25 protein-coding genes and 1 tRNA gene are annotated in these 26168 nt (G+C 46.1%); 10 read left to right on the top strand and 16 right to left on the bottom strand.

Translation table 11 applies throughout. The features are described from left to right. Positions 1-203: 203 nt before the first annotated feature. Positions 204-300: transfer RNA gene (locus tag VST71_09845), tRNA-Cys, on the bottom strand. Positions 301-776: 476 nt separating this feature from the next. Further along, positions 777-1622 (bottom strand): zinc metalloprotease HtpX, encoded by an 846-nt coding sequence (gene htpX, locus VST71_09840; protein ID MEC4686017.1) that lies wholly within the window; start codon positions 1620-1622, stop codon positions 777-779. A 159-nt stretch (positions 1623-1781) separates the two neighbouring features. Between htpX and VST71_09835 the strand changes: the two genes are divergently transcribed. Then, complete coding sequence (locus tag VST71_09835; protein ID MEC4686016.1) at positions 1782-2012, top strand: hypothetical protein; 231 nt, start codon at positions 1782-1784, stop codon at positions 2010-2012. Here VST71_09835 and rfbD read toward each other — a convergent pair. From rfbD to VST71_09815, 4 genes are read right to left on the bottom strand one after another with little or no spacing between them, the layout of a single operon-like run. Next, complete coding sequence (gene rfbD / locus VST71_09830; protein ID MEC4686015.1) at positions 1973-2842, bottom strand: dTDP-4-dehydrorhamnose reductase; 870 nt, start codon at positions 2840-2842, stop codon at positions 1973-1975. The two genes, VST71_09835 and rfbD, sit on opposite strands and share 40 nt — an antisense overlap. Further along, complete coding sequence (gene rfbB, locus VST71_09825) at positions 2839-3846, bottom strand: dTDP-glucose 4,6-dehydratase (protein ID MEC4686014.1); 1008 nt, start codon at positions 3844-3846, stop codon at positions 2839-2841. Before rfbB ends, rfbD begins: the two co-directional genes overlap by 4 nt. Beyond that, the gene (locus tag VST71_09820) at positions 3843-4316 is read right to left on the bottom strand and encodes a dTDP-4-dehydrorhamnose 3,5-epimerase family protein (protein ID MEC4686013.1); all 474 of its coding nucleotides are present in this window, start codon (positions 4314-4316) and stop codon (positions 3843-3845) included. The genes rfbB and VST71_09820 overlap by 4 nt, the downstream gene beginning before the upstream one ends. 2 nt (positions 4317-4318) lie before the next feature. Next, a complete protein-coding gene (locus VST71_09815) occupies positions 4319-5386 on the bottom strand; it encodes a glucose-1-phosphate thymidylyltransferase (protein MEC4686012.1) in 1068 nt (355 codons plus the stop codon). A 292-nt stretch (positions 5387-5678) separates the two neighbouring features. Here VST71_09815 and VST71_09810 point away from each other — a divergent pair, with 292 nt between their 5' ends. From VST71_09810 to typA, 3 genes are all read left to right on the top strand, one after another. After that, positions 5679-6335: an outer membrane lipoprotein carrier protein LolA gene (locus tag VST71_09810; protein ID MEC4686011.1), complete on the top strand. Its 657-nt coding sequence runs from the start codon at positions 5679-5681 to the stop codon at positions 6333-6335. Positions 6336-6357: 22 nt separating this feature from the next. After that, on the top strand, positions 6358-7365 hold the full coding sequence (gene tsaD, locus VST71_09805) for a tRNA (adenosine(37)-N6)-threonylcarbamoyltransferase complex transferase subunit TsaD (protein MEC4686010.1): 1008 nt from the start codon (positions 6358-6360) through the stop codon (positions 7363-7365). A 200-nt stretch (positions 7366-7565) separates the two neighbouring features. Then, positions 7566-9392, top strand: coding sequence for a translational GTPase TypA (gene typA, locus VST71_09800; GenBank protein ID MEC4686009.1), 1827 nt, complete (start codon positions 7566-7568; stop codon positions 9390-9392). Positions 9393-9426: 34 nt separating this feature from the next. Here the strand turns inward: typA and VST71_09795 are convergent, their stop codons facing one another. The 7 genes from VST71_09795 to VST71_09765 are packed head-to-tail and all read right to left on the bottom strand — an operon-like array spanning position 9427 to position 18099. Beyond that, positions 9427-10239: a carbohydrate ABC transporter permease gene (locus VST71_09795; protein MEC4686008.1), complete on the bottom strand. Its 813-nt coding sequence runs from the start codon at positions 10237-10239 to the stop codon at positions 9427-9429. Next, positions 10236-11087, bottom strand: a complete 852-nt coding sequence (locus VST71_09790; GenBank protein ID MEC4686007.1) for a sugar ABC transporter permease — start codon at positions 11085-11087, stop codon at positions 10236-10238. The genes VST71_09795 and VST71_09790 overlap by 4 nt, the downstream gene beginning before the upstream one ends. Beyond that, positions 11087-12418, bottom strand: coding sequence for an ABC transporter substrate-binding protein (locus tag VST71_09785; protein MEC4686006.1), 1332 nt, complete (start codon positions 12416-12418; stop codon positions 11087-11089). Before VST71_09785 ends, VST71_09790 begins: the two co-directional genes overlap by 1 nt. Positions 12419-12429: 11 nt before the next feature. After that, positions 12430-14652 carry a bifunctional alpha,alpha-trehalose-phosphate synthase (UDP-forming)/trehalose-phosphatase gene (locus VST71_09780; GenBank protein MEC4686005.1) on the bottom strand — a complete coding sequence of 741 codons (2223 nt, stop codon included), beginning with the start codon at positions 14650-14652 and terminating at the stop codon, positions 12430-12432. Next, complete coding sequence (locus tag VST71_09775; GenBank protein MEC4686004.1) at positions 14649-15881, bottom strand: glycosyltransferase; 1233 nt, start codon at positions 15879-15881, stop codon at positions 14649-14651. Before VST71_09775 ends, VST71_09780 begins: the two co-directional genes overlap by 4 nt. Further along, positions 15878-16564 carry a DUF5752 family protein gene (locus VST71_09770; protein MEC4686003.1) on the bottom strand — a complete coding sequence of 229 codons (687 nt, stop codon included), beginning with the start codon at positions 16562-16564 and terminating at the stop codon, positions 15878-15880. The genes VST71_09775 and VST71_09770 overlap by 4 nt, the downstream gene beginning before the upstream one ends. 8 nt (positions 16565-16572) lie before the next feature. Beyond that, a complete protein-coding gene (locus VST71_09765) occupies positions 16573-18099 on the bottom strand; it encodes an ATP-binding protein (protein MEC4686002.1) in 1527 nt (508 codons plus the stop codon). A 201-nt stretch (positions 18100-18300) separates the two neighbouring features. Here VST71_09765 and VST71_09760 point away from each other — a divergent pair, with 201 nt between their 5' ends. The 6 genes from VST71_09760 (at position 18301) to purN (ending at position 22786) form a co-directional block, all read left to right on the top strand. Then, positions 18301-20028: an NAD+ synthase gene (locus VST71_09760; protein MEC4686001.1), complete on the top strand. Its 1728-nt coding sequence runs from the start codon at positions 18301-18303 to the stop codon at positions 20026-20028. Continuing rightward, complete coding sequence (locus VST71_09755) at positions 20028-20363, top strand: hypothetical protein (GenBank protein MEC4686000.1); 336 nt, start codon at positions 20028-20030, stop codon at positions 20361-20363. The genes VST71_09760 and VST71_09755 overlap by 1 nt, the downstream gene beginning before the upstream one ends. Before the next feature lie 22 nt (positions 20364-20385). Next, complete coding sequence (locus VST71_09750; GenBank protein MEC4685999.1) at positions 20386-20862, top strand: ferritin family protein; 477 nt, start codon at positions 20386-20388, stop codon at positions 20860-20862. 175 nt (positions 20863-21037) lie between these two features. Further along, a complete protein-coding gene (rsmI, locus tag VST71_09745) occupies positions 21038-21874 on the top strand; it encodes a 16S rRNA (cytidine(1402)-2'-O)-methyltransferase (protein MEC4685998.1) in 837 nt (278 codons plus the stop codon). Continuing rightward, positions 21864-22112, top strand: coding sequence for a bacteriophage holin (locus VST71_09740; protein MEC4685997.1), 249 nt, complete (start codon positions 21864-21866; stop codon positions 22110-22112). The genes rsmI and VST71_09740 overlap by 11 nt, the downstream gene beginning before the upstream one ends. Positions 22113-22135: 23 nt before the next feature. Next, entirely contained in the window at positions 22136-22786 is a 651-nt protein-coding gene (purN, locus tag VST71_09735; GenBank protein MEC4685996.1) for a phosphoribosylglycinamide formyltransferase, read from the top strand. A gap of 20 nt (positions 22787-22806) precedes the next feature. On the opposite strand, the gene VST71_09730 is transcribed toward purN, so the two are convergent. The 3 genes from VST71_09730 to VST71_09720 form a co-directional block, all read right to left on the bottom strand. Next, the gene (locus VST71_09730; GenBank protein ID MEC4685995.1) at positions 22807-24540 is read right to left on the bottom strand and encodes an ABC transporter ATP-binding protein; all 1734 of its coding nucleotides are present in this window, start codon (positions 24538-24540) and stop codon (positions 22807-22809) included. A 185-nt stretch (positions 24541-24725) separates the two neighbouring features. After that, entirely contained in the window at positions 24726-24890 is a 165-nt protein-coding gene (locus tag VST71_09725) for a hypothetical protein (protein MEC4685994.1), read from the bottom strand. A gap of 17 nt (positions 24891-24907) precedes the next feature. After that, positions 24908-25960, bottom strand: coding sequence for a hypothetical protein (locus VST71_09720; protein ID MEC4685993.1), 1053 nt, complete (start codon positions 25958-25960; stop codon positions 24908-24910). Between the last annotated feature and the right edge of the window lie 208 nt (positions 25961-26168).

Here is a 26168-nt window from a genome sequence, read left to right as displayed (position 1 = left end):
ATTCAGGGCAGGCTCTGAACCATGTGCTGAACTTGTTTCAGTATTGTTTCAGGCTTGGCAAGGCGAACAGACTGCGTCTCATAAGTCATCGATTCTTAGAGATTCTGAAATAAATTCAGAATGACATATATCGTTTTTTTTCTGTTTGTGCAACAAACTTTTAACCAGCTAAAAATTCTGTATTTATTTGCCGGTTTAATATATGGAGAGGGGTAGTGGGAATCGAACCCACCAGGGCATTTTCTTTAGCCCTGATCCTGGTTTTGCAGACCAGATGGAACAGCCAGTTCCATACCCCTCAAAATGTTACGTTTCAAACAGATCCTGAAACAAGTTCAGGATGACAATAAACAAGTATCAGGGCATGCCCTGAATCCATAGCGGTGACAAGTGTGACACCGCCTGTTTGCGGGAATGACGGAATAAGTGAGTTTATGGACAGACAAAGATTAAGACAGGGTTTTTCCCGGCTGCTGGATTGTTGCAGCAATATCTGTGATGGGGGTAAAGACAGATGTGAAAAAATACAGAATCAGCGTGAAGGTTTAAAGAGAGTGAGCAGCAGGGATCACAGTTCCGTCAGCCGGACAACCTGGACCAGGTTTATGGCCTCTCCTCAGCCAAAGCCTGTCTTGAAAAATCCGGTATCAGAAACTGTAGTCAATCTGGGTCATCTCCTCTTTAGTTTGTCTTTCCGGCAATTCTTAAGCCGGAATCTCATCTTTTAAATGCTTTCAGGATACCCCGAATGCATTCGGGGTATGACAAAAAGATGTTTACAGACTCATGGCCTCAAGGCGTGCAATCCTCTCTTCAACCGGGGGATGGGTGCTGAACAGTTTTGCAACCTTCTTTCCAGAGAGTGGATTTACAATAAAAAGGTGTGAGGTGGCCGGGGTTGCATTCATCGGAATCAGCTCTGATGCCATATGAAGTTTTCTCAGCGCACTTGCGAGATACCTCGGATTGCCTGTTATTTTTGCACCACCGGTATCAGCGGCAAATTCTCTTGACCTCGATATTGCCATCTGCACTATCATTGCAGCAATTGGGGCTACGATCATCATTATCAGTGCAACAAATGGATTTCCGCCCCTTTCGTCACTGCCACGCCCGAAACCACCGAAGATGAAAGCCCACTGTGCCATCTGGGCAAGATAGCTTATGGCTCCTGCAATGGTTGCAGCAACACTGCTGACGAGTATATCCCTGTGTTTGATATGAGCGAGCTCATGCCCGATCACACCTTCCAGTTCCTCACGACTCAGGAGTCTCATGATACTGTTTGTTACAGCCACGGCCGCGTGTTTAGGGTTCCTCCCTGTTGCAAAGGCATTCGGCTGATCTGCATCGATAATATAGACCTTTGGCATGGGCATTCCCGCCTTCTGCGTGAGTCTCCTGACAATGGAGTAAAGCTCAGGGGCCTCTGCCTCGCTAACTTCATGTGCCTTGTACATCTTGAGGATAACCTTGTCGCTGAACCAGTATGCAAAAAAGTTCATCCCTGCAGCGAAGATGATGGCAAAGGTCATTCCTGTTCTGCCACCTAAAAAGCCGCCGATCCAGACAAAGAAGAGTGTCATTATGGTCAGCAGCATAAATGTCTTAACAGTGTTCATTTTAAGTGTTTCCTCCCAGTGTTGTTCTTCCTGTATTTAAATTTTAAAATAACATAAGCCTAACGCTTTGTCAATACAGGGGATTAGCGAAAAAGAGGGATGAAACGGCCGTCAGGTTGCTCTAACTCATTTTAGGGGTTGAAAGGGTACAATAGTTATATGGACAGGAAAATCAGGGTCTCTGCATATTCAGGCGGCAAGGTGGACGAAAGGCCTCTTACACTCCATGTTGATGACAGGGTCATAGAAGTAGAGGTTATGGAGAAGTGGGTAACAGAGGATTTTAATACAGGAAAGAGGCGGCGGTACTTCAGGCTGCAGGACCCTGAGGGGTTTGAGTATCTGGTTTATCAGGAAGAGGAAACATCTGACTGGTTTTTAAGGATGTGAATGAATTTTTCGAGTGACGTCTTCCAGTCCGGGGGGCTGAAGCCTGTGGAGACTTCTGTGTGAAACGTATCAAGGACTGAATATGACGGACGTTTTGCGCGGGTTGGATATTCATCTGTTGATATGGGAATAACTTTTACGGAAGCACCTGAAAGCCTTATAATCTCAGCGGCAAGTTCATACCAGTTGATACCCCCTGCTGTCCTGTCGGTTATATGATGTATTCCAAAGACTTCTGATTCAATAACCTTCAAGATGCCTTCCGAGAGGGTTACGGTCCAGGTAGGTGAGCCTTTCTGGTCGGAAACCACTTTTATCTCGTCTCTTTCGCCGGATAGCCGCAGAATTGTCCTGATAAAATTATTGCCGTGTTGGCCGTAGAGCCAGCTTGTCCTGATTATATAGAACTCGGGCATCAGCCACTGGATGTACCGTTCTCCGGCAAGCTTGGTCTCACCGTAGGCATTTACGGCTGATGTGTTGTCAAGGGGGGTATATGGTCTTGTGCTTGTGCCGTCAAAAACATAGTCCGTGCTTATATGACAGAGCCTGATCTTCAGTTCATTACAGGTAATGGCGAGATTCTGTACCCCAAGGCCGTTGACCCTGAAGGCCGTCTCCTTTTCATCCTCTGCCATATCCACGTTTGTGTAGGCTGCACAGTTTACCACGATATCCGGTCTGATGGAGAAGATGGTGTGATGTGTCCCCTCCCTGTCTGTTATATCAAGTCCTTCAAGGTCAAGGGATATGACCTCGTGTCTTTTTTCAAGCACGGCCATGAGGTCTCTTCCAAGCATCCCGTTTGCACCGGTGACAAGGACCCTCATCCCTGACCACTCCAGAATCCCTTGCTTTCATCTGAAAGCCTCTCTTTAAGCGGTCTCCACCACCACTGGTTCTCCATATACCACAGGATGGTCCTTTCAATGCCAATATCAAAATCAACCTCAGGGGTCCATCCGAGTTCATTCCTGAGTTTTGAGTAGTCAATGGCATAACGGTAATCATGCCCCGGCCTGTCAGAAACAAATTCTATATATTCCTGCCCCATCTCCATGAGGGAGAGCACCTTTTTTACCACTTCAATATTCCTTTTCTCGCTTCCGCCGCCTACATTATATACCTCTCCGGCCTTTCCCCTGTGCATAATCGTGTCTATGGCCGTACATGTATCCTCAACATAGAGCCAGTCCCTGATGTTTTCACCTTTTCCATACACAGGTACCGGTCTTTTATCCATCAGGTTGGTTACCATGAGTGGAATCAGTTTTTCCGGGTACTGAAAGGGACCGTAATTATTTGATGGCCTGACTATGATGGCGGGAAATCCGTAAGTCTTGACGCAGGCACGTATAAGGAGGTCGCCGGCAGCTTTTGAAGCAGAATAGGGGGAGTTTGGGGCAAGGGGGGTCTCCTCGGTAAAGATGCCGTCATCTGTTTCCAGACTGCCGTATACCTCGTCAGTGGAGAGGTGGATGAATTTCTGTATGCCTGCTCTTCTGACACTGTCAATAAGTGCCTGAAGGCCGACGATATTGGTCATGAGGAAGGGCTGGGTGTCTATGATGGAACGGTCCACATGGCTTTCTGCTGCAAAATTAACGACAAGGTCAGCGCCTTTCAGTGCACCTGAAACAGTTTTGGTATCTTCTATCCTTCCATGGATGAATTGATACCTCTGGTCTGCTTCAATATCCCTCAGGTTTTCCCTGTTTCCTGCATAGGTGAGGGCGTCAAGATTCACCACTTCATAGTCCGGGTATTTTTTTAAAATATATCTGATGAAGTTGGAGCCGATAAATCCGCATCCGCCTGTCACAAAGATCTTCATTTCACACTCCATACCTGAAAAGGACTTTTGGGATCATTTTCAAATCTTATCTCGTCAACCTTCTCCTTCTTTTCCCGGCCTGCATAAAGCTTGTCAGGGAAGTTAAGGACAAGACCGTCTTCATCTGCTGTATTCCTGTAAGCGTGTACCACACCCGGTGGAACGATAATCACCCTGTTCCGGGTCTCCTCGATTATCATTTTCCTCAAATATGTTGTAGAGTCTTTTCTGTTATCCCAGAGGTAGAGGGAGAATTGGCCAAGGAAGCAGAAGTAGTCTGTTTGTTCGATATGTTCATGCGGGCCCCTTGTCACGCCTGCATGTGTGACAGATACGTAACCCATGGCAGGTTGAAACCCTTTTGGCAGCTCGTCATCCCTGAATAATTCAGTGAGCCATCCCCTCTGATCGGTAAAGACGTTAAGGGGTTTTATTATTATATCCTTTATTGAGCCTTCCTCGAATTTCATGGCTATATCTCTATCGTCGAGTCGTCACCAACCATTAATCTCAGTGCCTTGTGCCTTTGGTTGCTGTGTAAAACCCTGGTGCCCCTTCCGATAAGGCTGTCCTCAAGCCTTTCGATTCCCTCTAAAATTGAATCGTTAAGGATAACGGAATGTTCTATGACGGAATTGTATATCCTTACCCTGTCACCAATGCTTGAAAATGGCCCGATAAAGGAGTTTTCGATTATGCTCTTCTTTCCTATCCGTACGGGTCCCCTGATTCTGGAGTTTTTTACGACAGTGCCTTCAGCGATATCAACCCTGCCGGCTATCTGGGACTTGGTGTCAACTTTACCCCTTAAGGAGCGCTTTATGTATTCATCAAGGACTATGGAGTTTGCCTGGAGCAAGTCGTCCTTCTTACCGGTATCGAGCCACCAGCCGTCGAGTATCTCGCTTTTGACGGGACAGCCCATACGTATAAGTTCCTGAATGGCATCAGTTATCTCAAGCTCTCCCCTGTCGGATGGTCTGGTTCCGGCTATGGCCTCATGTATCTTTTCAGTAAATATATATACGCCGACAAGGGCAAGGTTGGAAGGAGGGTTTGATGGTTTCTCTATCAGCCTCTTTATGCCTCCGTCAGCACTGAGTTCAGCTACTCCGAATTGTTTGGGGTTCTCCACTTCCTTAAGGAAGATAAGGGCATCTGCCTGTTCCTTCCTGAACCTCTTTACTGCATCGGCTACCCCGTAACTCAGGAGATTATCGCCAAGATACATTACAAAGCTCTCCCTGCCAAGATAATCCTCTGCTGTCTTTACTGCATGGGCAAGGCCGAGGGGAGCAGTCTGCGGGATGTATGTGATCTTAACTCCCCATTTTCTGCCGGTGCCGATGTAACCTTTTACCTCTTCCCCGGTCTCAGGAGATATAATCACGCCGATACTCTTTATCCCTGCAGCTGCTATATGCTCAAGGACGTAACCCAGTATTGGTTTGCCGGCTACGGGTACCAGTTGTTTTGCCATGGTATGTGTAAGTGGACGGAGTCTTGTTCCCTTGCCCCCACTCAAGATCAGTGCCTTCACGAGTTTATTTAAAAACCCCTCACTTTTTATTTTTGCAGCATTTCAGATATTATACATATATACCATTTATTAATGAAACCCGGGAAGTTGTTAGCGAAAAACAAAATGGAGCGGTTGTAAGGTTGACATGATTGAGTCTTCACTCATTCTCGACGGGCGTCCAGCCCGGCTCCGAGGACAGTATTACGCCTCATCATCCGGATGAGTCTTATGTAATTCTGAAAATCGTTCAGACTCAATCCTGTCAACCTTTCTCGTCTTCCCGTAGTTTTTTCGTTACATTGGAGTTATTATGAGGACGGAAGGGATAATGAGGCATTGTCTGCATACTGTCAGGTACATTACATTTTTTATGGCCGTCTCCTTGATTTTGCCTTTCCCTGCGATATCTGCAGACGGGGTGCCGTTAACAAAGCTGAAGGCTGTTTATAAAGATCTCCGGACACTTGAGGGCAGATTCAGACAGGTTACATATATAAAGGACCTTGAAAAAGAAGAGATTTTTGAGGGGATGTTTTATCTGAAAATCCCTGACAGGATGAGATGGAAGTATACGAAAGGAAGTACGGATGAGGTTTATTTAACAGGTAAGGAGATGATTATTGCACAGCCTTCCGAATCCCAGGCATTTGTCTCAGCAATGGGTGGTTATGGCTTGAGCAGTTCTCCCTTGAAAATACTGCTGGACCTTGATGAACTGGAGAATAATTTCGATCTGAAAAGCAGGACGGGACATATTTTTATGACCCCAAAGGGGAAAAAAACGGTTGTTGAATCCGTAGAATTAGTACTTTCAGAGAACGAATTTCCACTGGAGAAGATAAGATTTCTTGACCGATATGGCAACAAAACAGAGATTATACTTATGGATGTAAAGATTAATAGAGTTCTGGAGGATTCAATATTCCTGTTTACTCCGCCTGCAGGAACGGTAATAATCAGGCAGTAGGGGGTTAAGACATAATGACTGGATGACATATATTCTTGGCATAGACACTTCCTGTGACGACACTTCTGCTTCCGTAGTGGTTGATGGCAGTCGTATTCTGTCCAACTTGGTCTCTTCACAGGCAGAGATACATGAAAAGTACGGCGGTATAGTACCTGAGCTTGCATCAAGGCGCCATATTGAAATGATATGGCCTGTGGTAGATGAGGCCCTGAAGATGGCCTCTGTCAGGCTTGAGACCCTCTCGGGCATTGCTGTCTGCCAGGGCCCTGGATTGATAGGCTCTCTCCTTGTCGGGTGTTCCTTTGCAAAGGCAGTTGCATATGCAAAGGGGCTTCCCCTTATCGGTGTGAATCACCTTGAAGGACATATATTTTCCGTCTTTCTCCTTGAGCAGCGACCGGCCTTTCCCTTTCTCAGTCTTATAGTCTCCGGAGGACATACTTCCCTGATAAGGGTGGATGGGTTTGGCTCTTACCGGGAGCTCGGCAGGACGAGGGATGACGCTGCCGGTGAGGCCTATGACAAGGTTGCAAAGCTGCTCGGGCTCGGTTATCCAGGGGGGCCGTTAATAGATGAGCTTGCAGGGAAGGGGGACCCGGAGTCAATACCATTCCCAAGGGCGCTTATTCCAGGGACTTATGACTTCAGTTTCAGTGGACTCAAAACGGCTGTCAGGAATTATATAGAAAAGGTTTCTCTGAATAATTCTTCAGACGAGTCTCTTATACAGAATGTCTGTGCGTCTTTTCAGTCGGCTGTAGTGGATGTGCTGGTTAAAAAGGCGGAAGATGCTGTTAAAAAGGAGGGCATAAAAAGCGTAACCCTGACAGGTGGTGTGGCTGCAAACCGGCAGCTCAGGGCTGCGATGAAAGAGATGGCGGAAAGGACAGGGGTAGAGCTCTATGTCCCCCCGGTTGCACTCTGCACGGATAATGCTGCAATGATTGCCGCTGCAGGATATCTTCATTATACGAAGGGAGACATAGCCGGGCTTGAGCTGAACCCAAGGGCATATCTGCCTGTATAGGGTTTGTGCATAAATGTCTTTTTGTCGTCATGCGCCGGAAGCGTTAAGGGCATCCGGAAAGCATTACCAAAGAACAGATTCCGGCTTAAGGACTGCCGGAATGACAGATAGAAAAGTTGAGTTTTTTAAAAGTGCATTGAATGTTTTCGGAATGGTTTGAAGAAGAAAAAATTTAACATAAAAGGAAGAGGATTAAAGATATGGATATAAAGGACAGGATTATGAAACGTGAAGATTTAAGAAATATTGCAATTATTGCACATGTTGATCATGGCAAGACAACCCTTGTTGACGGAATGCTAAGACAGGCAGGTGTATTTCGAGCCAACGAAAAGGTCCGCGAAAGGGTTATGGATAACATTGACCTTGAGAGGGAGCGGGGGATTACCATTATGGCCAAAAACACTGCTGTCGATTATAACGGCACAATCATAAATATCGTTGACACGCCCGGACATGCTGATTTTGGTGGCGAGGTTGAAAGAATCCTGAAGATGGTGGATGGGGTATTGCTTTTGGTTGATGCATCAGAGGGACCACTGCCGCAGACCAGGTTTGTTCTTAAAAAGGCGCTCGAACTTAAACTGATTCCGATCCTGGTTGTAAACAAGATTGACAGGTCTGACGCAAGGATTCAGGAAGTTTTAAATGAGATATATGATATGTTTATTGACCTGGATGCCTCGGAAGATCAACTGGACTTTCCGGTTGTGTACGCAATTGCCAGGGACGGGATTGCAAAGCTCAGCATGGATGATGAATCAGAAAACCTGAAGCCGCTCTTTGACCTTATTCTTGAGACAATTCCTGCTCCGGAAGGTGACAGCGAAGGTATCCTGCAGCTCCTTGTAACCAATATTGATTATAACGATTATATTGGCAGGCTTGCCATTGGGAGGGTTTTTTCAGGCACTGTCAGGGTTGGAGATAATGTAGCCATGATTGATAACAGGGGCGAGGCGGTAAAGACGAGGATAACCTCTATCTACACCTTTGATGGACTCGACCGGGTGGAGACACAAAAGGCCACTGCCGGCGATATAGTCGCGCTTGCCGGGATAGAGGGGATTACCATAGGTGATACGATTACGGATATAGAGAGACCAAAGCCTCTGCCGAGAATAAAGGTGGATGAACCGACCATATCAATGGCCTTTTCCGTAAATACCTCTCCTTTTGCCGGCAAGGAAGGCACGTATGTTACGTCAAGAAAACTGAGGGAGCGCCTTGAAAAGGAACTGCTTTACAATGTATCCATAAAGGTGGATTTTGAGAATCCCGATTCCTTCAGGGTGATGGGGCGTGGAGAACTGCAGCTTGCAATACTTATAGAGATGATGAGGAGAGAGGGATATGAGCTCTCGGTATCAATGCCTGAGACCATAACAAAAGATATTGACGGTGTCCTGCATGAACCGATGGAACTGCTCGTAATAGATGTGCCTGAAGAGTTTGTCGGTGTGGTGACCCAGCAGATCGGGATAAGGAGGGGCAAGATGCTGAAGATGCAGAATAATGGACATGGCCGGGCCGTCCTTGAGTTCAGGATTCCCTCCCGGGGTTTGATCGGGTTCAGATCCCAGTTCCTGACGGACACAAGGGGGACAGGCCTCTCCAACCATCTGTTTGACGGATACGAACCGTGGCATGGTCCCATAACTAAAAGAAAGACAGGTGCACTTGTTGCCGACAGGTCGGGAAGGGCTACCCCATATGCGCTGTTTCACATACAGCCCAGAGGAACCCTTTTTATCAAGGAAAACACCCAAGTCTACGAGGGTATGGTTGTGGGTGAAAATTCGAGGGAAAATGATATGGATGTGAATATCACAAAGGAAAAGAAGCTTACAAATATGCGTGCCGCTGCTGCTGATGATACACTGCAACTGGTCCCGCCAAGGCAGATGAGCCTTGAGCAGGCCATAGAATTCATCAAGGAAGACGAGATAGTGGAGATAACCCCTCAATCCGTGAGGCTGCGGAAAAAAGTTCTTGAGGCCGGCAAGAGACCGAAGTTCAGGTCATAGAGGTTGTACCGTCCCGTGTGATGCCGCTCCGGGCCTATCCCCTGATCGAGCCTGCTGTGAGTCCTTCGATAATCCTCTTCTGGAATGCAAATACGAGTATTATCAGGGGGATGGTGACAACTACCGAGGCGGCTGCAATGTCGCCCCACGGCACTTCATGAAGCCCCGGGAAGAGTGCAATCCCTACCGGTATTGTCCTTGACGCAACAGTGGATGTGAATGTGAGGGCAAAGAGAAACTCGTTCCATGAGAATATAAATACGAGTATTGCCGTTGCAAAGATGCCGGGCGCTGCAAGTGGCAGCATGATCTTGTAGAAGACCTGAAACGGTGTGCATCCATCCACCCGGGCAGCAAGGTATATCTCGTCAGGAATCTCCCTGAAGAAATTTGTGAGCACCCAGATAGCCAGGGGCAGGGAGAACGTGGTATAGGTGATTATCAATGCAAAGAGCGTGTCCCTGAGACCGAGGGCCCGGATTATGAGATAGAGTGGACTCACTGTTGCTATCGGCGGAAACATGGAGACTGAAAGGACAAACCCGAGGATCAGGCCCTTATAACCGATCCTGAGTTTTGCAAGGCCGAATGCGCAGAGGGAGCCGAGGATCAGGGAGAGCGTGGTGGTTGATGCTGCAACGATTGCACTGTTGAGGATAATCCTTAAAAAGGGGTTCCCCTTAAAGATGGAGATGTAATTATCCATTGTCGAGGAGGTGGGCAGGATAGGGGGGAGTTTTGTCAGTTCAGTGTCAGGCTTCAGACTTGTAATAAACTGCCACAGAAGTGGGCCCGCGCAGTAAAGGGCCAGAAGGATTATCAGGAGGTAGAAGAGGGCTCTTCTCATAATTTGACCCCCCTGCTGAGGAGCCTTATGTAAAATATACTGATCCCCCCTGTGCAGAGAAAGACTACTACGGCAAGGGTGGAGCCATAGCCGAACTGAAGCGTCTGAAAGAGGACCTTGTATGCATATATCGACAGGGTCTCGGTTGTGTTGGCCGGACCGCCCCCTGTCAGTACATAGATGGCATCAAAGACCCTGAAGGCATCGAGTGTCCTGAATATAAGGACCACCAGAATTACGGGCTTAAGGAGCGGCAGGACTATCCTTGTAAAAATGTCCCACCTTCCTGCTCCATCCACCCTGGCGGCCTGGTAGAGGTCTTTTGGTATGACCTGAAGTCCTGCGGTAAGGAGGATTACCACAAAGGGTGTGGTCTTCCATACATCCATGAATACCGCTGCATTAATGGCCCAGAAGGGACTTCCGAGCCAGTTTATCTTTACACCCAGGAGATAATTCAGTATCCCGAAGTCCGTATTGTAAATCCACTCCCACATCTTTGCAGAAACAACCGTGGGTATTGCCCACGGGATGAGGACAATTGCACGTATCAGACCCTTCATCCTGAAGGACCTGTTGATGAGGAGGGCTATTGCAAGGCCGAGCAACAGCTCCAGTGTAACCGACATTATTGTAAAGTACAGTGTGTTTTTAAAGGCATTAAAAAACCTGTCGTCTTTGAGGAGAAAGAGATAATTATCAATACCTATAAACCTTGAGACATCGAATATCAGCAGTCTCCTCTGAAGACTCAGGTACAGTACATATATCAGGGGATATATCGTGACAATGGAGAGCAGGACAAGAGAAGGCATTACGAACCATCTTCCCCTTTCCTCATCGCGCATTATTCTGCTCCGAGTATTCGCTCGATCTGTATCTGGGCTGTTTTTAATGCATCTTCAGGGGTCTTTATGCCGGAGAGGGCAGCGCTGAATTCGGGTTGCATCACTTGGGTGATAAGCATGTAGTAGGGTGTTACGGGTCTTGGCCTTGCCGTCATAAATATATCGTAAAGGCTTGCAATAAAGGGCTGCTGTGCTATCAGGTCCGCATCTCTGTACAGTGATTTTCTTGTAGGTTTGTAGCCGATTGTGAGGGCAAGGGTCTTTTGGGACTCAGGGGATGTGAGGAATTTAACAAACCTTTCTGCGGCCTTCGGGTTTTTTGAATACCTGTTTATCCCGAGCTGCCACCCGCCAAGGGTTGATGCAGAGGATTTACCGGGAAATGACGGCAGCCTTGATACCCCTATCTTTCCCCTGACTGCGGAGTCCTCCCTCTGAAAGATGTTCCAGGCATAGGGCCAGTTCCTCATAAAGAGTGCCCTGCCACTGCCGAAAATATGTCTTGTGGGCTCCTCGATTGCAGTGACTACAAGCGGAGGAGTGACCTTGTATTTCCTTATCAGATCTACCATGAACTGTAATGCCTCTATATTTTCAGGGCTGTTGATAACCACCCTGCCGTTTTTCAGCACATCTCCGCCGTTGCTCCAGAAGTATTCAAGGACATTGCAGACGAGTCCTTCATACTGTTTGCCCTGCCATATGAAGCCGTATACCTGAGGCTCTTTCTCCATGATACTGCGGGCGGTCTTTACGAGTTCCTGCCAGGTCTTCGGTGGCGAAAAACCGTATTTATCAAGAAGGTCCTTTCTGTAGTAGAGCAGGCCTGCATCAATATACCAGGGTATGGCATATATGCTGCCCTTGTAGGTAACGGCCTGCATGGGCCCGGGGAAGAACTCATCCCGTTTGTCTTTGGGGATAAGGGTTGACAGGTCCCTCAGCCAGCCGGTCCTTGCAAACTCAGGCACCCAGATGACATCCATGCTCAGGACATCAAAGTCCGAGCTCTTGCCCTCAAGGTTTATTACGTAGAACTGATGCTGCTCGTCTGTGGATGCGGGAAGGGCCTCGTCTTTTACCTTTATATCCTGGTTACGGGCCTCAAACCTCTCTATTAATTTCCTGAAGAGGGCGGGGTCGCCTGCGATCTTGCCGTGCTTGAAGACAATCGTGGTCATCCCGTCTCCTGAGGGCTCCTTTTTTGATACACAGCCGGCAAGCAGCGGCAGCAAGAGGAGCAGTAATACGGAATACCCCAAAACTACGAACAGATAATGGTCTGTATACCACGGATATGCCGTTGTTGAAATTTTTTTTGTCTTTTTCATGACAGTTTTTTTCATGACAGCAAAAACTGTAGAAACTCCTTTACATCTTTCTGGCTCTTCAGGTAATAGTCGGCCTCAGGACTGCAGCCGATACAGACGGAGATACCGTTGCCCTTTAATACCCTGAAGGCATCCTCATCCGTGGTGTCGTCACCTATATAGACCGGCAGTCTCTCTTTTCCCAGATTCTCCCATATCCACCTGACTGCATCGCCCTTGTTCCAAGCGTTAAGCGGTCTTATCTCAAAGACCTTCTTGCCTGAAGTAATCCTGAATACATCCTTGTAATCGTTTGCTATACTCCAGAATATATTCAGAAACTCTCCCAGGTATTTGATCCTTACCTTCCTGTAATGTATGCTTGCAGTGATACCCTTATCCTCTATTAAAACACCCTGAATATGGTAGAGTGCCTCACTCAACCTGTTTAAGAAATCCTTCAGTTGATCCTTGTTGACTGAAAACTCAGGGCTGATAAACGTCTTTTCCCCATCCCATATCTCTGCGCCGTGATTACCTGCGTAAACCAGTCCCTCGATGCCGACCCGCTCTCTGACGTCCTGAAGTGTTCTGCCGCTTATTATGGCAACCGGAAACCGTTCCTTCAGCTTCACAATAAGAGAGCGTATCTCTTCCGGGAGAACGGCCTTTTCAGGGGATTCAACTATAGGGGTCAGGGTTCCGTCGTAGTCGAGGAAGAGAAAGAGTTTATGACGGGCAAGTTTTTCTTTTATCAGGCTGCCGTGGTCAAAGAGGTATTGACACTGGTTGTGTTTCATTGAGGATATGATCGTCAACTCATGGAAGATGTCAAGTATCCATTTGTATATATCGTGTTCCTCCACCTGTTTTCTCAGGAGCCTCATCCTCTCTCTCTTTTCCTTTTCCGGCATCTTCAAAGCCCTGCTTATGCTGTCTGCAAAGTTTTCTATGTCATAGGGGTTTACAAGGATAGCGCCCTCCAGTTCATCTGCTGCTCCGGCAAATTCGCTCAGTATAAGCACGCCTTTTTCATCGGCCTGAGAGGCTATGTATTCCTTGGCTACGAGGTTCATCCCATCGTATATCGAGCTGATCAGGCCAATGTCGGCCATTCTGTAATATGCAACAAGCTCCGTATGATCAAGCTTTTTATTGATATTGATAATCGGTTTCCAGTCATCGGTTGCATATTTTTTGTTTATCTTTTCTATCAGCTTCTCTACAGTTCTCTGATAACTGATGTAGGGTTCCTTCATTCTTGTCGGAACCGTAATCTGCAGAAAGGTGAATTTTTTTCTGTATCTCTCGTATTTGTCAAAAAAGAGGCTTAACGCCTGCAGCCGCTTTATCAGACCCTTGGTATATTCAAGCCTGTCCACACCGACCCCTGTGTATTGAGGCAGATTGGACTTTGTCCTCAGTTTTTTCATTAAAGTAGTGACCTTTTTTGAATGGCTTGTTGAATTGAATCTATCGTAATCAATACTTATCGGAAATGCCTTCAGTCTTGTGGTCTGTCCCCTGTATATAACGGTTGATTCGTCATAGTTGATCTCTGCATCAAGGGTCTCTTTTACGCAGTCCATAAAGTTCTTGGCAAATAAGGGTATCTGAAACCCGATAATATCATTACCTAACAGGCCTTCCAGTATCTGTGTGGATTGAGGACATACCCTGAATACACTCCAGTCAGGCCACGGTATGTGCCAGAAATGGGCTATTGTGAGTGATGGTTTCTTCTCTCTCAGGATTCGTGGGACGAGGCAGAGGTGATAATCATGGATCCAGACAACGCAATCATCTTCAACCTCCTGAAGGGTGGCTTCAGCAAACAGGTGGTTTGCCTTTTCATAATCCTCCCAGAATCTCCTTCTGAAGTAGACCCTGTCGAGAGCGATGTGGCAGAGGGGCCATAGGACCTGGTTGGAATAGCCATGATAGTAATTCTCTGATACCCTTTTGGGCAGCCAGACCCTTTTAAGCGTATAGGATGGGTTTTCCGGAGGGACTGCAATGCAATCCTTTTCATCAACCGCCTCTTTATCCCCGCTGCCGCTGCCCCATGCTATCCATGTGCCTCCGGTTGCCTTCAGAACTGCATCCATGGCTGATGTGAGCCCCCCGGCGGGTTTATCCACTTTAGTGCCCTTAAGGGTCTTTTTATGAATATATGGTTCCCTGTTTGAGATAATAAAAAGACCCTTGTCTATGAAATTATCTTCTATAAATGTCCTTAACCTTTTGGATTTCACAGTTCAAGAACCGATTTTTCATTGTTTTTAATCGCATACCAGACGGAAAGATAATCGCGTACCTGCCGCGTTATAAGGAAGTTATTCCTTATATAATCTTTACCTCTTTCACCCATCTTTTTCACCATTTCCGGGTTGTTCAGGAACTGCCTTGCCCTGAACGCTGCTCCCTCTGATGTATGGACGAGGAAACCGGTAAACCCATGCACAATCTGCAGGGGTATTCCACCTGTAGCCCCTCCTATCACCGGTTTTCCCTTCCACATTGCCTCGGAGACCGTTAGCCCGAAGCCTTCCTTGAGTGATTTCTGCAATACCACGGTTGCACTTCTCTGCAAGGCGTTTATATCCCTGTCACTGAATGGCGGAAGCAGGAGTATGTGTATGTCAGGGTCATTGGATGCATATTCCCGGACCTCGTTCAGGACGATCTCTCCCTCGGGGTCATCACTTGCAGGACTGCCTGCGAGAATCAGGATGCAGTCGTTGTATTTTTTGACGATCCTGTATGCCTTTATAACCCCGATGGGGTCCTTGAATCTGTCAAATCTTGATACCTGCAGCATTATCGGCCTGTCAGCCGGTATTTTATATTTTTCAAGTGTTTCCCTTATTTCGTCCTCAGTCAGGTCCCTGTTTTTTTCGCTTAACGGGTCAATGGATGGGGGAATAATGAACTCATCTATTGACATTGACCTTGCAAACTTTGAGACGGAGAAGATGGCAGCATCATACTTTTCACAATATTGCCTGAGGTAATCACAAACCTCCTGCACTGGATTTGAGACATCAATATGACATCGCCACAGCCATGGAACATTGTCGGATTCGGAGTAATCCTGAACCTTGAATTCAATCAGTGGAGCAGGTTGTGGGTCGTGAATCAGAACAGCATCTGCTTCAAGATTGAGCTTTTTGGCGTTCCTCTTATTGACCTCGTAGTGGTACTGCCACATCTCATCCGTTATGGCCTCAAAGTTGCCCTGAAGGGCATTGTGAATCTTTTTTGTTATATCAAAAAACCTTTCATCACCCTCTATTATTTCCCACCTTGCATCAATGCCGAGGTCCCTCAGTATCGGTATCATCCGTTGCAGTATCTCGGCAACACCACCACCAGTACGTGTGGAATTTATATGCAGAAAAGACTTTTCTCGGAATATTTCTCCCAGCTTTTGCAGAAGGATTAAATCGCCCTTTGGTGCTATTCCGGCATATTTAGCTATCATTCCTCAACTCCCGTAATTTCCATATCCTTTTTAACCTTCTCATTAACGATCTCCACTATATGCTCCCTGATCCCTTCGATGCTATGCATGAACGGGTCAATGGCCCACAGTCTTTTTGCAAGTTCCTGTTCACCCAGCACTTCATCAAACCATTTTGAAAAGTCATCAATCCCTCCGCCAAGACGTGTCCTTGCCTCGTGAAAGTGATAGTAAATAGATGCGCCGTCAATGTATCTGATTGCAATAAGGAACTCAGCGAGATTTCTTGCCCTTATGTGGGCGGGGAAGACAATGGTAATGGTTTCATTAAAATAGAACTCTTCTCCGGCCAGGGCCTCCCTTGGCTCCGGAAAATTTTCCAGGTAATTGTCTATTACAGTAAGGATGGCGGTTCTTAGTTCAGAGATGCTTTTGAACTCATAGGGGTCAATGCTTGAGAGTTGTTCCGCCAGTGCGCTCTCTTCAAGGGACTCACCTACCCAGTGAGCAAAATCATTTGTGTATTCACGTATCCTACCCTTCAGAAAGTACTGACAGGTATGATGAAATATTGATTCTTCGCTGACAGTAGCAATCAGGTCTCTCAGTTCGCGCAGGTTCTTTGCCCTCTTTGCTGTTGACTTCAGGATACTTATGCACTGCATGAACTCAAACGGCTTTGCCCTGTTTTTTACATTATTCATGGTTTCCATTAAAGATCCTTTCTTGTAACAACTCTATTATAAAATTCACACTTTTTACAATCACCTATCTTCTGCGCAAATATGCCCCTGGCTCTTCCCTCGCAAAAAGTTCCTGCCACCCCCCAACAGATCCTTCCGTAATTAGGATAAGCCGGACAGACACTCTCATCGCTATCCCCTGCTTTATCAACCCCGCATTTGTTATATTCCCAGCATTGTGTCTTGAATGCATCACTTGCCGGCACATACGGAAAATAGAGGCTGAAGATTGATCCCTCTCCGACTGTGCTGGAGACCTTTATAAAACCCCTGTGTTCATCCATAATCTTTTTACATATGGAGAGCCCCAGCCCCGTACCCTGTCCAACCTGCTTGGTTGAATAAAAAGGCTCAAAAAGTCTTTCCAGCTTCTCTTTGGGAATACCACTACCAGTATCGATTATATCAAAAACTACATAGTTAATATAGTTTTTTTGTTCCATGCGCGTTCTGATCGTCAGGGTGCCTCCCTTTGGCATTGCATCAACGGCATTGATAACAAGGTTGTTGAGGGCCTGTATGACCTGATCTTTATCTATCAGGATCTTTGGCAGGTCTGAAGCTAATTCGCTTTTTAGCTCAACACCGCGTTCCTTGCATAAATCTTGGAAGGTTTTTAGAGTCTCTGATGCGATGTTATTGATATTCTCGTAGTTCAGATGGTATTTTGCCTCTCTCGAAAAACTGAGCACATCCTTCAGTATCCGTTCAAGCCTTTCCACTTCCGAGGATATCAACCTTGCGTATTCCTCTTCCTTTGTGCCTTTCTTTATGCGTTTCTCGAGTCTTCTTGCAAAACCACCGATGGCGGTCAGGGGGTTCCTTATTTCATGGGCAATATCGGCGGTGAGCCTGCCGAGTGCAGAGAGTTTTTCAGCCTCTATGAGTTTATGCTGCAACTTTCTCAGTTCGTCAATTGATTTGAGGAGCTCCCGGTTCAGTTTTTCAATCTCTTCCTTGTCCCTTCTCAACTTTTCTGACAGCAGGCCGAGGGGCAATGCTATCAGGAACAGGAAAGATGCCCGCAAGGAAAACTCGGTCCAGTGCAGGGCGGTGAAGTCAAAATTGCCGCTGAACATGTAAGTGATGGTTGATATGACGGCAACCCCAAGGCCGAAGAGGTATCCATAATAGAAAGAGTGAAGGGCTGTCAGGAGATAAAATCCGATGAAGAAGCTGCTGCCAAACCCTCCGGAATATTTTGTCAGGAGATAAACAAATGAGAGGTCAAAGACCAGTGAGAGGACATAGATTGCCCTTTTTTTTTCAAATTTCAGAAATAACAGCAGATAAATCAAAAAACAGTATGCAATAAAATATTTAAGTATTGAGGAAAATATCCCGATGTTCTCTTCGTGTATCTCTGAGAATTTCAGCCAGCCATACCCGCCAGCAAGGACAATGACCCTGAGAATCAGAAAGCCGAGGTCTGAAATTTCCGATTCCCTTTCAACCACATTCCACTTGTTTCTGAGTATACTGAGGAAGCTATTCATGTATCCCTTGCCACTATGATGAACATTGTTATTTTATCAGGAGATATTCCAAATTACTATTTTACAACAAACCTTTCTTTTTAACCAAACGTTGCCTGTATCCAGATTCTCCGTGTCATCATGCCGGGGCTGTTTTTGTTCTTGAGGGTGCTGGTTTTCGATTGCCAAAAGCCTGTCCCAAAGACTATAATTATTTTCAGTATGAAAACTTTAAGACTGGCCCTTGCACAGATTAATACCACTGTCGGTGACCTTGAGGGTAACACCGGGAAGATCGTCCGTAATATTCAGAAGGCAGCGGAGGCTGGAGCGGATATAGTGGCTTTTCCAGAGATGGCCGTCACAGGCTATCCTCCTGAGGACCTTCTGCTGAAACCCAAATTTATTGATGATAACCTGTCTGCCCTTGACGAGATCAGGAGTTCAGTCGGGGATATAGTGGCTGTTGTGGGTTTTGTTGACAGGACATCTGATATCTATAATTCCGCCGCTATCGTACACAATAAAGAGGTTGTCCATGTATATCACAAGATGTATCTCCCGAATTACAGTGTTTTCGACGAGATGAGATATTTTCAGGCTGGTGACAAATCCCCGGTCTACAAGCTTGGTGATACCCTTGTGGGGGTCAATATTTGCGAGGACATATGGTATCCTGACGGTCCTTCAAGGACACAGGCACTTGCAGGCGCAGAGGTTATAGTGAATATCAACGCCTCACCGTATCATATTGGCAAGGCAGGTTTCAGAGAGAAAATGCTCTCGACAAGGGCATCGGACAGCTCTGTAATCATTGCATATCTGAATATGGTCGGTGGACAGGATGAACTTGTATTTGATGGTCATAGCCTGATATTTGATGAGTGTGGGAACCTGCTCTTCAGGGGGAGGCAGTTCGACGAGGAATTGATAATAATAGACCTGAACCTTGATGCCGTATTCATGAGGAGACTTCATGATCCGAGAAGGCGTCAGGAGGTATTTGCCCTCCACGAGGATACCGTCTCTATCATGCCTGTACATGACAGGGTTATACAGAGGAGCGTGAAGTACAAATATAGCCCGTCATTGCCTTGCAGCGAGATCGAAGAGGTCTATTCTGCACTTGTTCTTGGTACAAGGGATTATGTGCGGAAGAACGGTTTTGAAAACATTGTAATAGGTCTGAGCGGGGGGATAGATTCTTCCCTTGTGGCAGCAATTGCAGTGGAGGCCCTTGGGAAAAAACAGGTAAAAGGATTGTTTATGCCCTCACCTTATACTTCCGGGGAGAGCCGGGAGGATGTTTTCAAGCTCGCAGAAAACCTTGGCATAGAGGTGTCGGAGATCCCGATAGACGAAATATTTCAGTCTTACCTCAAAGTACTCAGCGCTTTTTTTAAAGACCTGCCCCCCAATGTCGCAGAAGAAAACATTCAGGCAAGGATAAGGGGGAACCTCCTCATGGCCATGTCCAACAAGTTTGGATGGCTTGTCCTGACAACCGGGAATAAATCAGAGATGTCTGTTGGTTACGCAACACTTTACGGTGACATGGCGGGCGGATTTGCAATAATAAAAGATGTCCCGAAGACCATTGTCTATAAACTGTCGAAGTTGATAAATGAGAAGGCTGGAAAGGCACTTATACCCGAGAGGGTGCTGTGGAAGGAGCCATCTGCTGAATTAAGGCCTGAGCAGAAGGACACGGATACCCTTCCTGCATACGAGGTGCTCGACCCGATCCTTAAGGCCTACATTGAGGAGGACAGGAGTTTTGATGAGATTATAAACCTTGGCTGCGAGGTGGAGTGTACAAAAAGGGTTATTGACATGATTGACAGGAGTGAATATAAACGGCGGCAGGCACCCCCTGGTATAAAGATTACACCAAGGGCCTTTGGCCGTGACAGACGGTTCCCGATCACGAATAAATACAGGAGCTACTGATGGCAGATATTGAAAGTCGCAGGTTTAAAATCCCGGGTTTAAAGTTTCTGCTCTTTTGTATTGCTCTGATTCTTTTCTTCCCCGGATGCAGCCGGAACAGCTCTGAATCAGAGAGTCCCTTCACCAAAACCGTCAATCCCGGGATTATCCAGCTTACGCCAAAAAAGCCTGTAAGGATTGTCCTGAAGAGGACGTCAAGGGGTGATTATACCTGGGAGCTGAGGGGGGATGATGCCGGGAATATAATCAGTGTAGACAAAAGATTAAGGAGATATTTGTCTGAAAATGATAATGATGAAAAAGGAGAGGCTAATCTGAACAGTTTGCAGAAATGAACATTTAAAGGAGGGACAGGCTATGGGAAAAGAGGGTTTTTCCGTCAGGGAGATTGTTGAGCAGGCCGTAAGGACTGAAAAACTGGGATATGATTTTTATTCGTCAATGGCTGAAAGGTTTAAAGACAGGGTAGAACTTAAAGACCTCTTTGAAACCCTTGCCAAAAAGGAACGGATACACGAACAGAGGTTTGAAAGCCTGCAGGAGAGTATTGGCGATGAGGAGACAGAGGGGTGGGAGGATGTATCCGAGTATATGAGAGCCTTTGTGGAGTCGGGTTTCTTTCTCGGGTCAGACAAGGCCCTTGTAAGGATGAAGGAGATACAGAGTATTCAGGATGCGGTTGACTTTGCCCTGGCCTTTGAAAAAGAGACCCTGCTCTATTTTCTTGGTTTGAGAAAGAGCGTTAAGGAAAAAGGGATTGTTGATGAAATAATAGACGAGGAGCAGAGCCATATTATGTGGCTGAACAGGTTTAAGGACAGATTTTTAAAATAAATAATTACGACATTATTTAACCGGGATACAGGGTTTGGAAAAAAACAGAAATCAAGACTGTGTTAGCCGCAGATTTTCGCAGATAAACGCAGATATTTAATGAAACTGGTTTTAAAATCCCGATGTCTTTTCTCTGAGCTCTCTGTGAGCTTTGTGGCTGGAAGATTGATAGAAAATGAATGGTATACTTTATATAGTTGCAACACCGATAGGAAACCTTGAGGATATAACTTTAAGGGCTCTGAGGATATTAAAAGAGGTGGATGTTATAGCGGCAGAGGATACAAGACATACAAGAAAACTGCTTAGCCGTTACGGCATATCAAAGAAGCTTATCAGTTACTGGGGGGCCAAGGAGAAGGCAAAGGCGGAAGCAGTGATTGCAAGGCTCAAAGAGGGGCAGGATGTTGCCCTTGTTACAGACTCAGGGACCCCCGGTATCTCCGATCCCGGTGAGGTGGTGATAAGAGCGGCAATAGATGAGGGGCTGAATATTGTTGCAGTGCCGGGTCCTTCCGCTTTAATTGCGGCCCTTTCAATATCAGGGATAACGGCAAGGGAGTTTGTATATCCGGGTTTCCTGCCGCCAAAACATAATATGCGGGTAAAGATGCTTGAGCAACTCAGGCTTGAACACAGGACCATTGTCTTTTACGAGGCCCCTCACAGATTGCTGGACTCGTTAAACGATATTTATGAGGTCTTTGGAGACAGGTACTGTGCCGTCTGTCATGAGTTGACCAAATTAAATGAAGAGGTATTGAGGGGGAAGTTATCCGTTTTGATCGAGGAACTTCAACAGAAGGTTATCGCTGGTGAGTATGTGCTGGTGCTTGAGGGTAAAGTGGTGGAGGGTATCACAGTGGAAGACGCAATCCCTGAGGTATGGAGTTTGATGAAGAAGGGGCTGAGACGCAAAGAAGCGGCAAGGACGATAGCGCAACAGTATGGTCTTAGTCAAAAGGCCCTTTATGACGAGAGTTTAAGGCCGGAGGATAAAGATGAAGCTTAAACCCCTTGCACTTGGTGTGGCGCTTGGAGTTGTATGGGGTGGTGCGCTCTTTTTTACCACATGGATCAGTTACCACACCGGGTATGGAAGGCTTTTTCTTCAGACCCTTGCAGAGTCGATCTATCCAGGTTATTCAATCTCACCGGTGGGCAGTTTTATCGGCCTTGTCTACGGTTTCCTGGATGGCCTGGTAAGTGGTTTTCTGATTGGATGGATATACAATAAAATTGCTCGTTAAGGCTTTTTTACGGGGTGTTATCCATGTTGAAAATAGGTGTGCTTGCATCAGGAAGAGGTTCAAATTTCCAGGCAATAATCGATGCCGTCAAAACGGGTTATCTGACAGCAAGGATTGAGGTCCTTATTACGGACCATCCCGCTGCTTATGCAATAAAGCGGGCAGAGGATAACGGAATCGCCGGTCTTGTTATGAGGCCTGCGGATTATTCTTCGCCGGATAGATATTATGCGGCTGTTGCGGATGAGCTGGTAAAAAGGGGTGTGGGACTTGTTGTCCTGGCAGGTTTTATGAGGGTTGTAAGAAAACCCCTCATTGATGTATTTCCAATGAGGATAATGAACATCCATCCGGCACTGCTTCCGTCCTTCCCGGGACTCCATGCACAGAAACAGGCGGTCAACTACGGTGTTAAACTCTCCGGTTGCACTGTCCATTTTGTTGATGAAGGTATGGATACAGGGCCTGTGATAATACAGGCTGCTGTGCCCGTCTATAACGACGATACAGAGGAGAGCCTTTCTGGGAGAATTTTAAAGTATGAACACAGGATATTCCCTTATGCAATAAGGCTGTTTGCTGAAGGGAGGCTTGAGGTGGAAGGGAGGGTTGTAAGGATACAGGGGCTGATTAAGGATGAGGGTGCCATTGTTAACCCTCCCCTTGACAGCTGAACGATGGAAGAGAAATGTTTTCAAAGAGCCGGTCCCGGGTTCGTGACATTAGCCATCTTGCGAAACTGTGAGCTCGACTCTATCAATTCAGAATAAGTTCCCTTGGCTATAACTTTACCCTTCTCAAGCATATAAATCACATCGCATTCCTGAACGGTCGTTAAACGGTGTGCAATCATGATAATAGTTTTTTTGCGGGATATGTTTTGTATTGCCTCCATGATGGCATTTTCAGTAATCCCGTCCAGTGCGCTGGTTGCTTCATCAAAAATGAGTACCTCGGGGTCATTATACAACGCACGGGCAATCCCGATCCGCTGGCGTTGTCCGCCACTCAGCCTGACCCCCCGTTCGCCGACCAGGGTATGATAACCATCGGGCAAGTCACGCATGATAAAATCATGCAGATTCGCAATTTGTGCCGCCCGTTCCACGGCTTTGTTATCAATATCCTCGTCTCTGACTCCAAAGGCAATATTGCGAATAACGGTATCATCAGTAAGGTAAATGGACTGCGGAACATATCCGAGGTTTTTCTGCCAGCTGCGAAGATTTGACGGGGTAATTTCGGTACCATCAACAATAAGTTGCCCTTTAGTTGGTGACAGCAGCCCCAGAATAATATCCACTGTTGTAGTTTTTCCGGATCCCGTAATCCCAACAAATCCGACGGTTGTTTTAGACTTGATCACAAGGTTCAGGTTATTAACTGCAGGTGTGGACGTATTGGGGTAGTAATATACGATATCACGGAGCTCTATCCTGTCTTGAAATTTCAATGGAGGCGTTGTTTCAGCATGATCAAAAGCCGGGCCTGAGTCGGCATCCTGCTGGATAAGGTCGTTGTGTAAAATATCCAGCGCAGGGAGGTTATACCGGATAGTTGTCATTCCGATGAATATTCGCTGTAATGCCGGCATAAGCCGGTATCCTGCAAAGGCATATAACGAGATCAGGGGTAATGCCGTTCCAGCATTCTGTTTCACTCCAATCAGGTACAGCACGATTAGCAGTATCCCCCCAAAGGCAATTGTCTCAAGCGCATACCTGGGTAATTGAGACAGCATTTGACTTGTGGCCTCATAACCTGCAAGCTGACGTGATGTGTTTGAGTAGCGCTGGAGAAAGACAGATTCCCGGCCAAAGAGTTTTAGATCCTTGACCCCTCCCAGCGCCTCGCTTGCAACCTTAAAACACTGTGTTCTTGCTTCAGCAGAGGTCTTGCCGATCCTGGTCAATTTCATGCGTACAAGTCCAAAGACAGTTGCGTATGCGCCTCCCAGCACAACGGCTACAGTTACAGCGAGTAATGGGTCTACCACTACCAACAATCCAAGTATACTCAACGCAACAACTAATTTGGTTAATACCTGCATGCCCGGCATCAGCACTCCGCCAATTACACGATGAACTTCCATGAGAATGTTTTTGCTTAAATCCGCTGTGTTGCGATTGAGGAAAAAGACGTATGGTTGGCTGAGGTATTTATTAAGAAGCCGGGTAGAGAGCGAATGCCCCTGCAAAAACGTAAAGCGTAATAATAGCCATGTAATGAAGGATGAAAATCCATTGCCGAAGGCGAGTACTGCCAGAACTGCTACTCCGCTAAAAAAAAGAAACTGGTTTGAACTGGAAAACCCCAATGCATTGTAGACCTGACTCAGGTATTTGTTTGTATGGATTATCTCCGGGTTTGAAACAATCCCCATAAAGGGAGCAATGGAGACGATGCCTGTAATTTCAGTCAAACCCATAATCAAAATGCCACAGAATAACCAGCAGGTCTGCCGTCTCTCACGCTTTGAAAACAATGCAAATATTTTAGTGAAGTTTCTAATCATAATGGGATAAGAAATTTACCTCCCGGTTTTTTAGAAGGGAGAAAAAGCATCAATTAACAGAAGCCTCTTCCGCATCTGATATGTTTATTTTATCATAATCAGTCATTTTTTAGAGTATACAGGTAAAACTGTTCATCGGGTTCAATATTTCCGGTAACCTCCTTGATCATTACCAGACGGTATCCGGCTTTCTCCGGTCCGGAGGCTGGAACAGCCGGTTGATAATTCAGGATATGTAATACATCCTTCTTGTATCGCCTCATCTGGGCTTCTGCTATTGTCAGAACTTCCTGCCTGTCCAGTTTTTGCTTTTTCTCCCAGACAGCAACTCTCTTCTTATCCCAGGTAACAAAAGAGCCGACCCTGTCATCTCGTATATAATAGATTTTTTTTTAGGATAACCCGCTACGGTTATGGCTGATTCATCGTCACCAATAAGTAGCATATCCTGCATTTGTTTATCTTTAATGTATTTTGCCGCTGCCTTGCCTCCGGAAAAGGGATAGAGCAGATCGAGACCACCGGCAAATATACCGGCTACAAGTTGAGCAGCTAAAATAAATATGATGACTCTGTTTTTATACTTTAAACAGAAATTACTTAAACTGTTAATAAATTTTAATCGTATCTTTTTGTTAGGGTAATATGCGGAGAGCCATAGACACGCAACAAGCAGGATAAATAAATGTCCACGTTGCCGTATGTAACCATAAAATTTTGCGTAACTGACTGCTACAATTCCGAGGGTTCCAACCGAATATAAAAACAATATCGCAGGCTTTCGAACGAACAACAGGATAAAATAACAGAAAAAGAGAGAAGATAATACAAATTGCAGAAGGTGATTTCTTATTATATTAGACCCCCAGAAGTGAAGTCTGGGTTTTGGGATCGGAACGTAAGCCTTCCATATAATTGTGAATGCTCTTCCCATCTCTTTAAGGTCAATCCCAAGACGCCAACCTCCGGCAGCGTTGGAACTGGAATCAGGTGGGAGGAGTTGCTGCAGAATTGAAATTATGATACCAAAGACAAATATGGATATAGCGGCAACTACTATCCATTTCCTTTTAAAGAGGCTTTTCCTCAGATCTGTATCAATGAGAGCTTCAAAAACCAGCATTAATCCCATAACGATTGAGATAATCAGGGCATAGGCACGGACCTGGGAAAGGAGAAACAGGATACCTGAAAGCGCAAGAAGGTTGTTTCTGTTCCTGGATAGTTGAAACACGGCACAGAATGCAAAGATAAGGAGGAAGCCCAGGGAATAGTTTCTGCTTATGACACCGTATTCGTAAAGGGGAAAATAACCAAATGTCCGGTTATCCAAAGTTTCTTTCGACATTAGATGTGGTAAAACTTTACCATTCATGTCAGCCTTTGTCAAGGCTGCGGACGGTCTTTTGGTATTTTCTACCCCAGGGTTGTATTGATTGCCGCCTTTCTCATGCAATCTAACCCGTTGTTTTCAGGTCTCTTTCCTTACCCCGATAATTTCAAGGCTTAGAATATATGATGTTTCTTAAGTTAAAGACCCT

The organism is Nitrospirota bacterium (assembly GCA_035873375.1).
Classification (GTDB): Bacteria; Nitrospirota; Thermodesulfovibrionia; order Thermodesulfovibrionales; family JdFR-85; genus BMS3Bbin07.
This window is presented reverse-complemented; position numbering and strand designations above follow the sequence as displayed.

Excerpts from the sequence above, each read along its gene's own strand:
- htpX (MEC4686017.1), bottom strand. The coding sequence starts at position 1,622 with ATGAACACTGTTAAGACATTTATGCTGCTGACCATAATGACACTCTTC.
- VST71_09835 (MEC4686016.1), top strand. The coding sequence starts at position 1,782 with ATGGACAGGAAAATCAGGGTCTCTGCATATTCAGGCGGCAAGGTGGAC.
- rfbD (MEC4686015.1), bottom strand. The coding sequence starts at position 2,842 with ATGAGGGTCCTTGTCACCGGTGCAAACGGGATGCTTGGAAGAGACCTC.
- rfbB (MEC4686014.1), bottom strand. The coding sequence starts at position 3,846 with ATGAAGATCTTTGTGACAGGCGGATGCGGATTTATCGGCTCCAACTTC.
- VST71_09820 (MEC4686013.1), bottom strand. The coding sequence starts at position 4,316 with ATGAAATTCGAGGAAGGCTCAATAAAGGATATAATAATAAAACCCCTT.
- VST71_09810 (MEC4686011.1), top strand. The coding sequence starts at position 5,679 with ATGAGGACGGAAGGGATAATGAGGCATTGTCTGCATACTGTCAGGTAC.
- tsaD (MEC4686010.1), top strand. The coding sequence starts at position 6,358 with ATGACATATATTCTTGGCATAGACACTTCCTGTGACGACACTTCTGCT.
- typA (MEC4686009.1), top strand. The coding sequence starts at position 7,566 with ATGGATATAAAGGACAGGATTATGAAACGTGAAGATTTAAGAAATATT.
- VST71_09795 (MEC4686008.1), bottom strand. The coding sequence starts at position 10,239 with ATGAGAAGAGCCCTCTTCTACCTCCTGATAATCCTTCTGGCCCTTTAC.
- VST71_09790 (MEC4686007.1), bottom strand. The coding sequence starts at position 11,087 with ATGCGCGATGAGGAAAGGGGAAGATGGTTCGTAATGCCTTCTCTTGTC.
- VST71_09785 (MEC4686006.1), bottom strand. The coding sequence starts at position 12,418 with ATGAAAAAGACAAAAAAAATTTCAACAACGGCATATCCGTGGTATACA.
- VST71_09775 (MEC4686004.1), bottom strand. The coding sequence starts at position 15,881 with ATGATAGCTAAATATGCCGGAATAGCACCAAAGGGCGATTTAATCCTT.
- VST71_09770 (MEC4686003.1), bottom strand. The coding sequence starts at position 16,564 with ATGAATAATGTAAAAAACAGGGCAAAGCCGTTTGAGTTCATGCAGTGC.
- VST71_09765 (MEC4686002.1), bottom strand. The coding sequence starts at position 18,099 with ATGAATAGCTTCCTCAGTATACTCAGAAACAAGTGGAATGTGGTTGAA.
- VST71_09760 (MEC4686001.1), top strand. The coding sequence starts at position 18,301 with ATGAAAACTTTAAGACTGGCCCTTGCACAGATTAATACCACTGTCGGT.
- VST71_09755 (MEC4686000.1), top strand. The coding sequence starts at position 20,028 with ATGGCAGATATTGAAAGTCGCAGGTTTAAAATCCCGGGTTTAAAGTTT.
- VST71_09750 (MEC4685999.1), top strand. The coding sequence starts at position 20,386 with ATGGGAAAAGAGGGTTTTTCCGTCAGGGAGATTGTTGAGCAGGCCGTA.
- rsmI (MEC4685998.1), top strand. The coding sequence starts at position 21,038 with ATGAATGGTATACTTTATATAGTTGCAACACCGATAGGAAACCTTGAG.
- VST71_09740 (MEC4685997.1), top strand. The coding sequence starts at position 21,864 with ATGAAGCTTAAACCCCTTGCACTTGGTGTGGCGCTTGGAGTTGTATGG.
- purN (MEC4685996.1), top strand. The coding sequence starts at position 22,136 with ATGTTGAAAATAGGTGTGCTTGCATCAGGAAGAGGTTCAAATTTCCAG.
- VST71_09730 (MEC4685995.1), bottom strand. The coding sequence starts at position 24,540 with ATGGGTTTGACTGAAATTACAGGCATCGTCTCCATTGCTCCCTTTATG.
- VST71_09725 (MEC4685994.1), bottom strand. The coding sequence starts at position 24,890 with ATGAGGCGATACAAGAAGGATGTATTACATATCCTGAATTATCAACCG.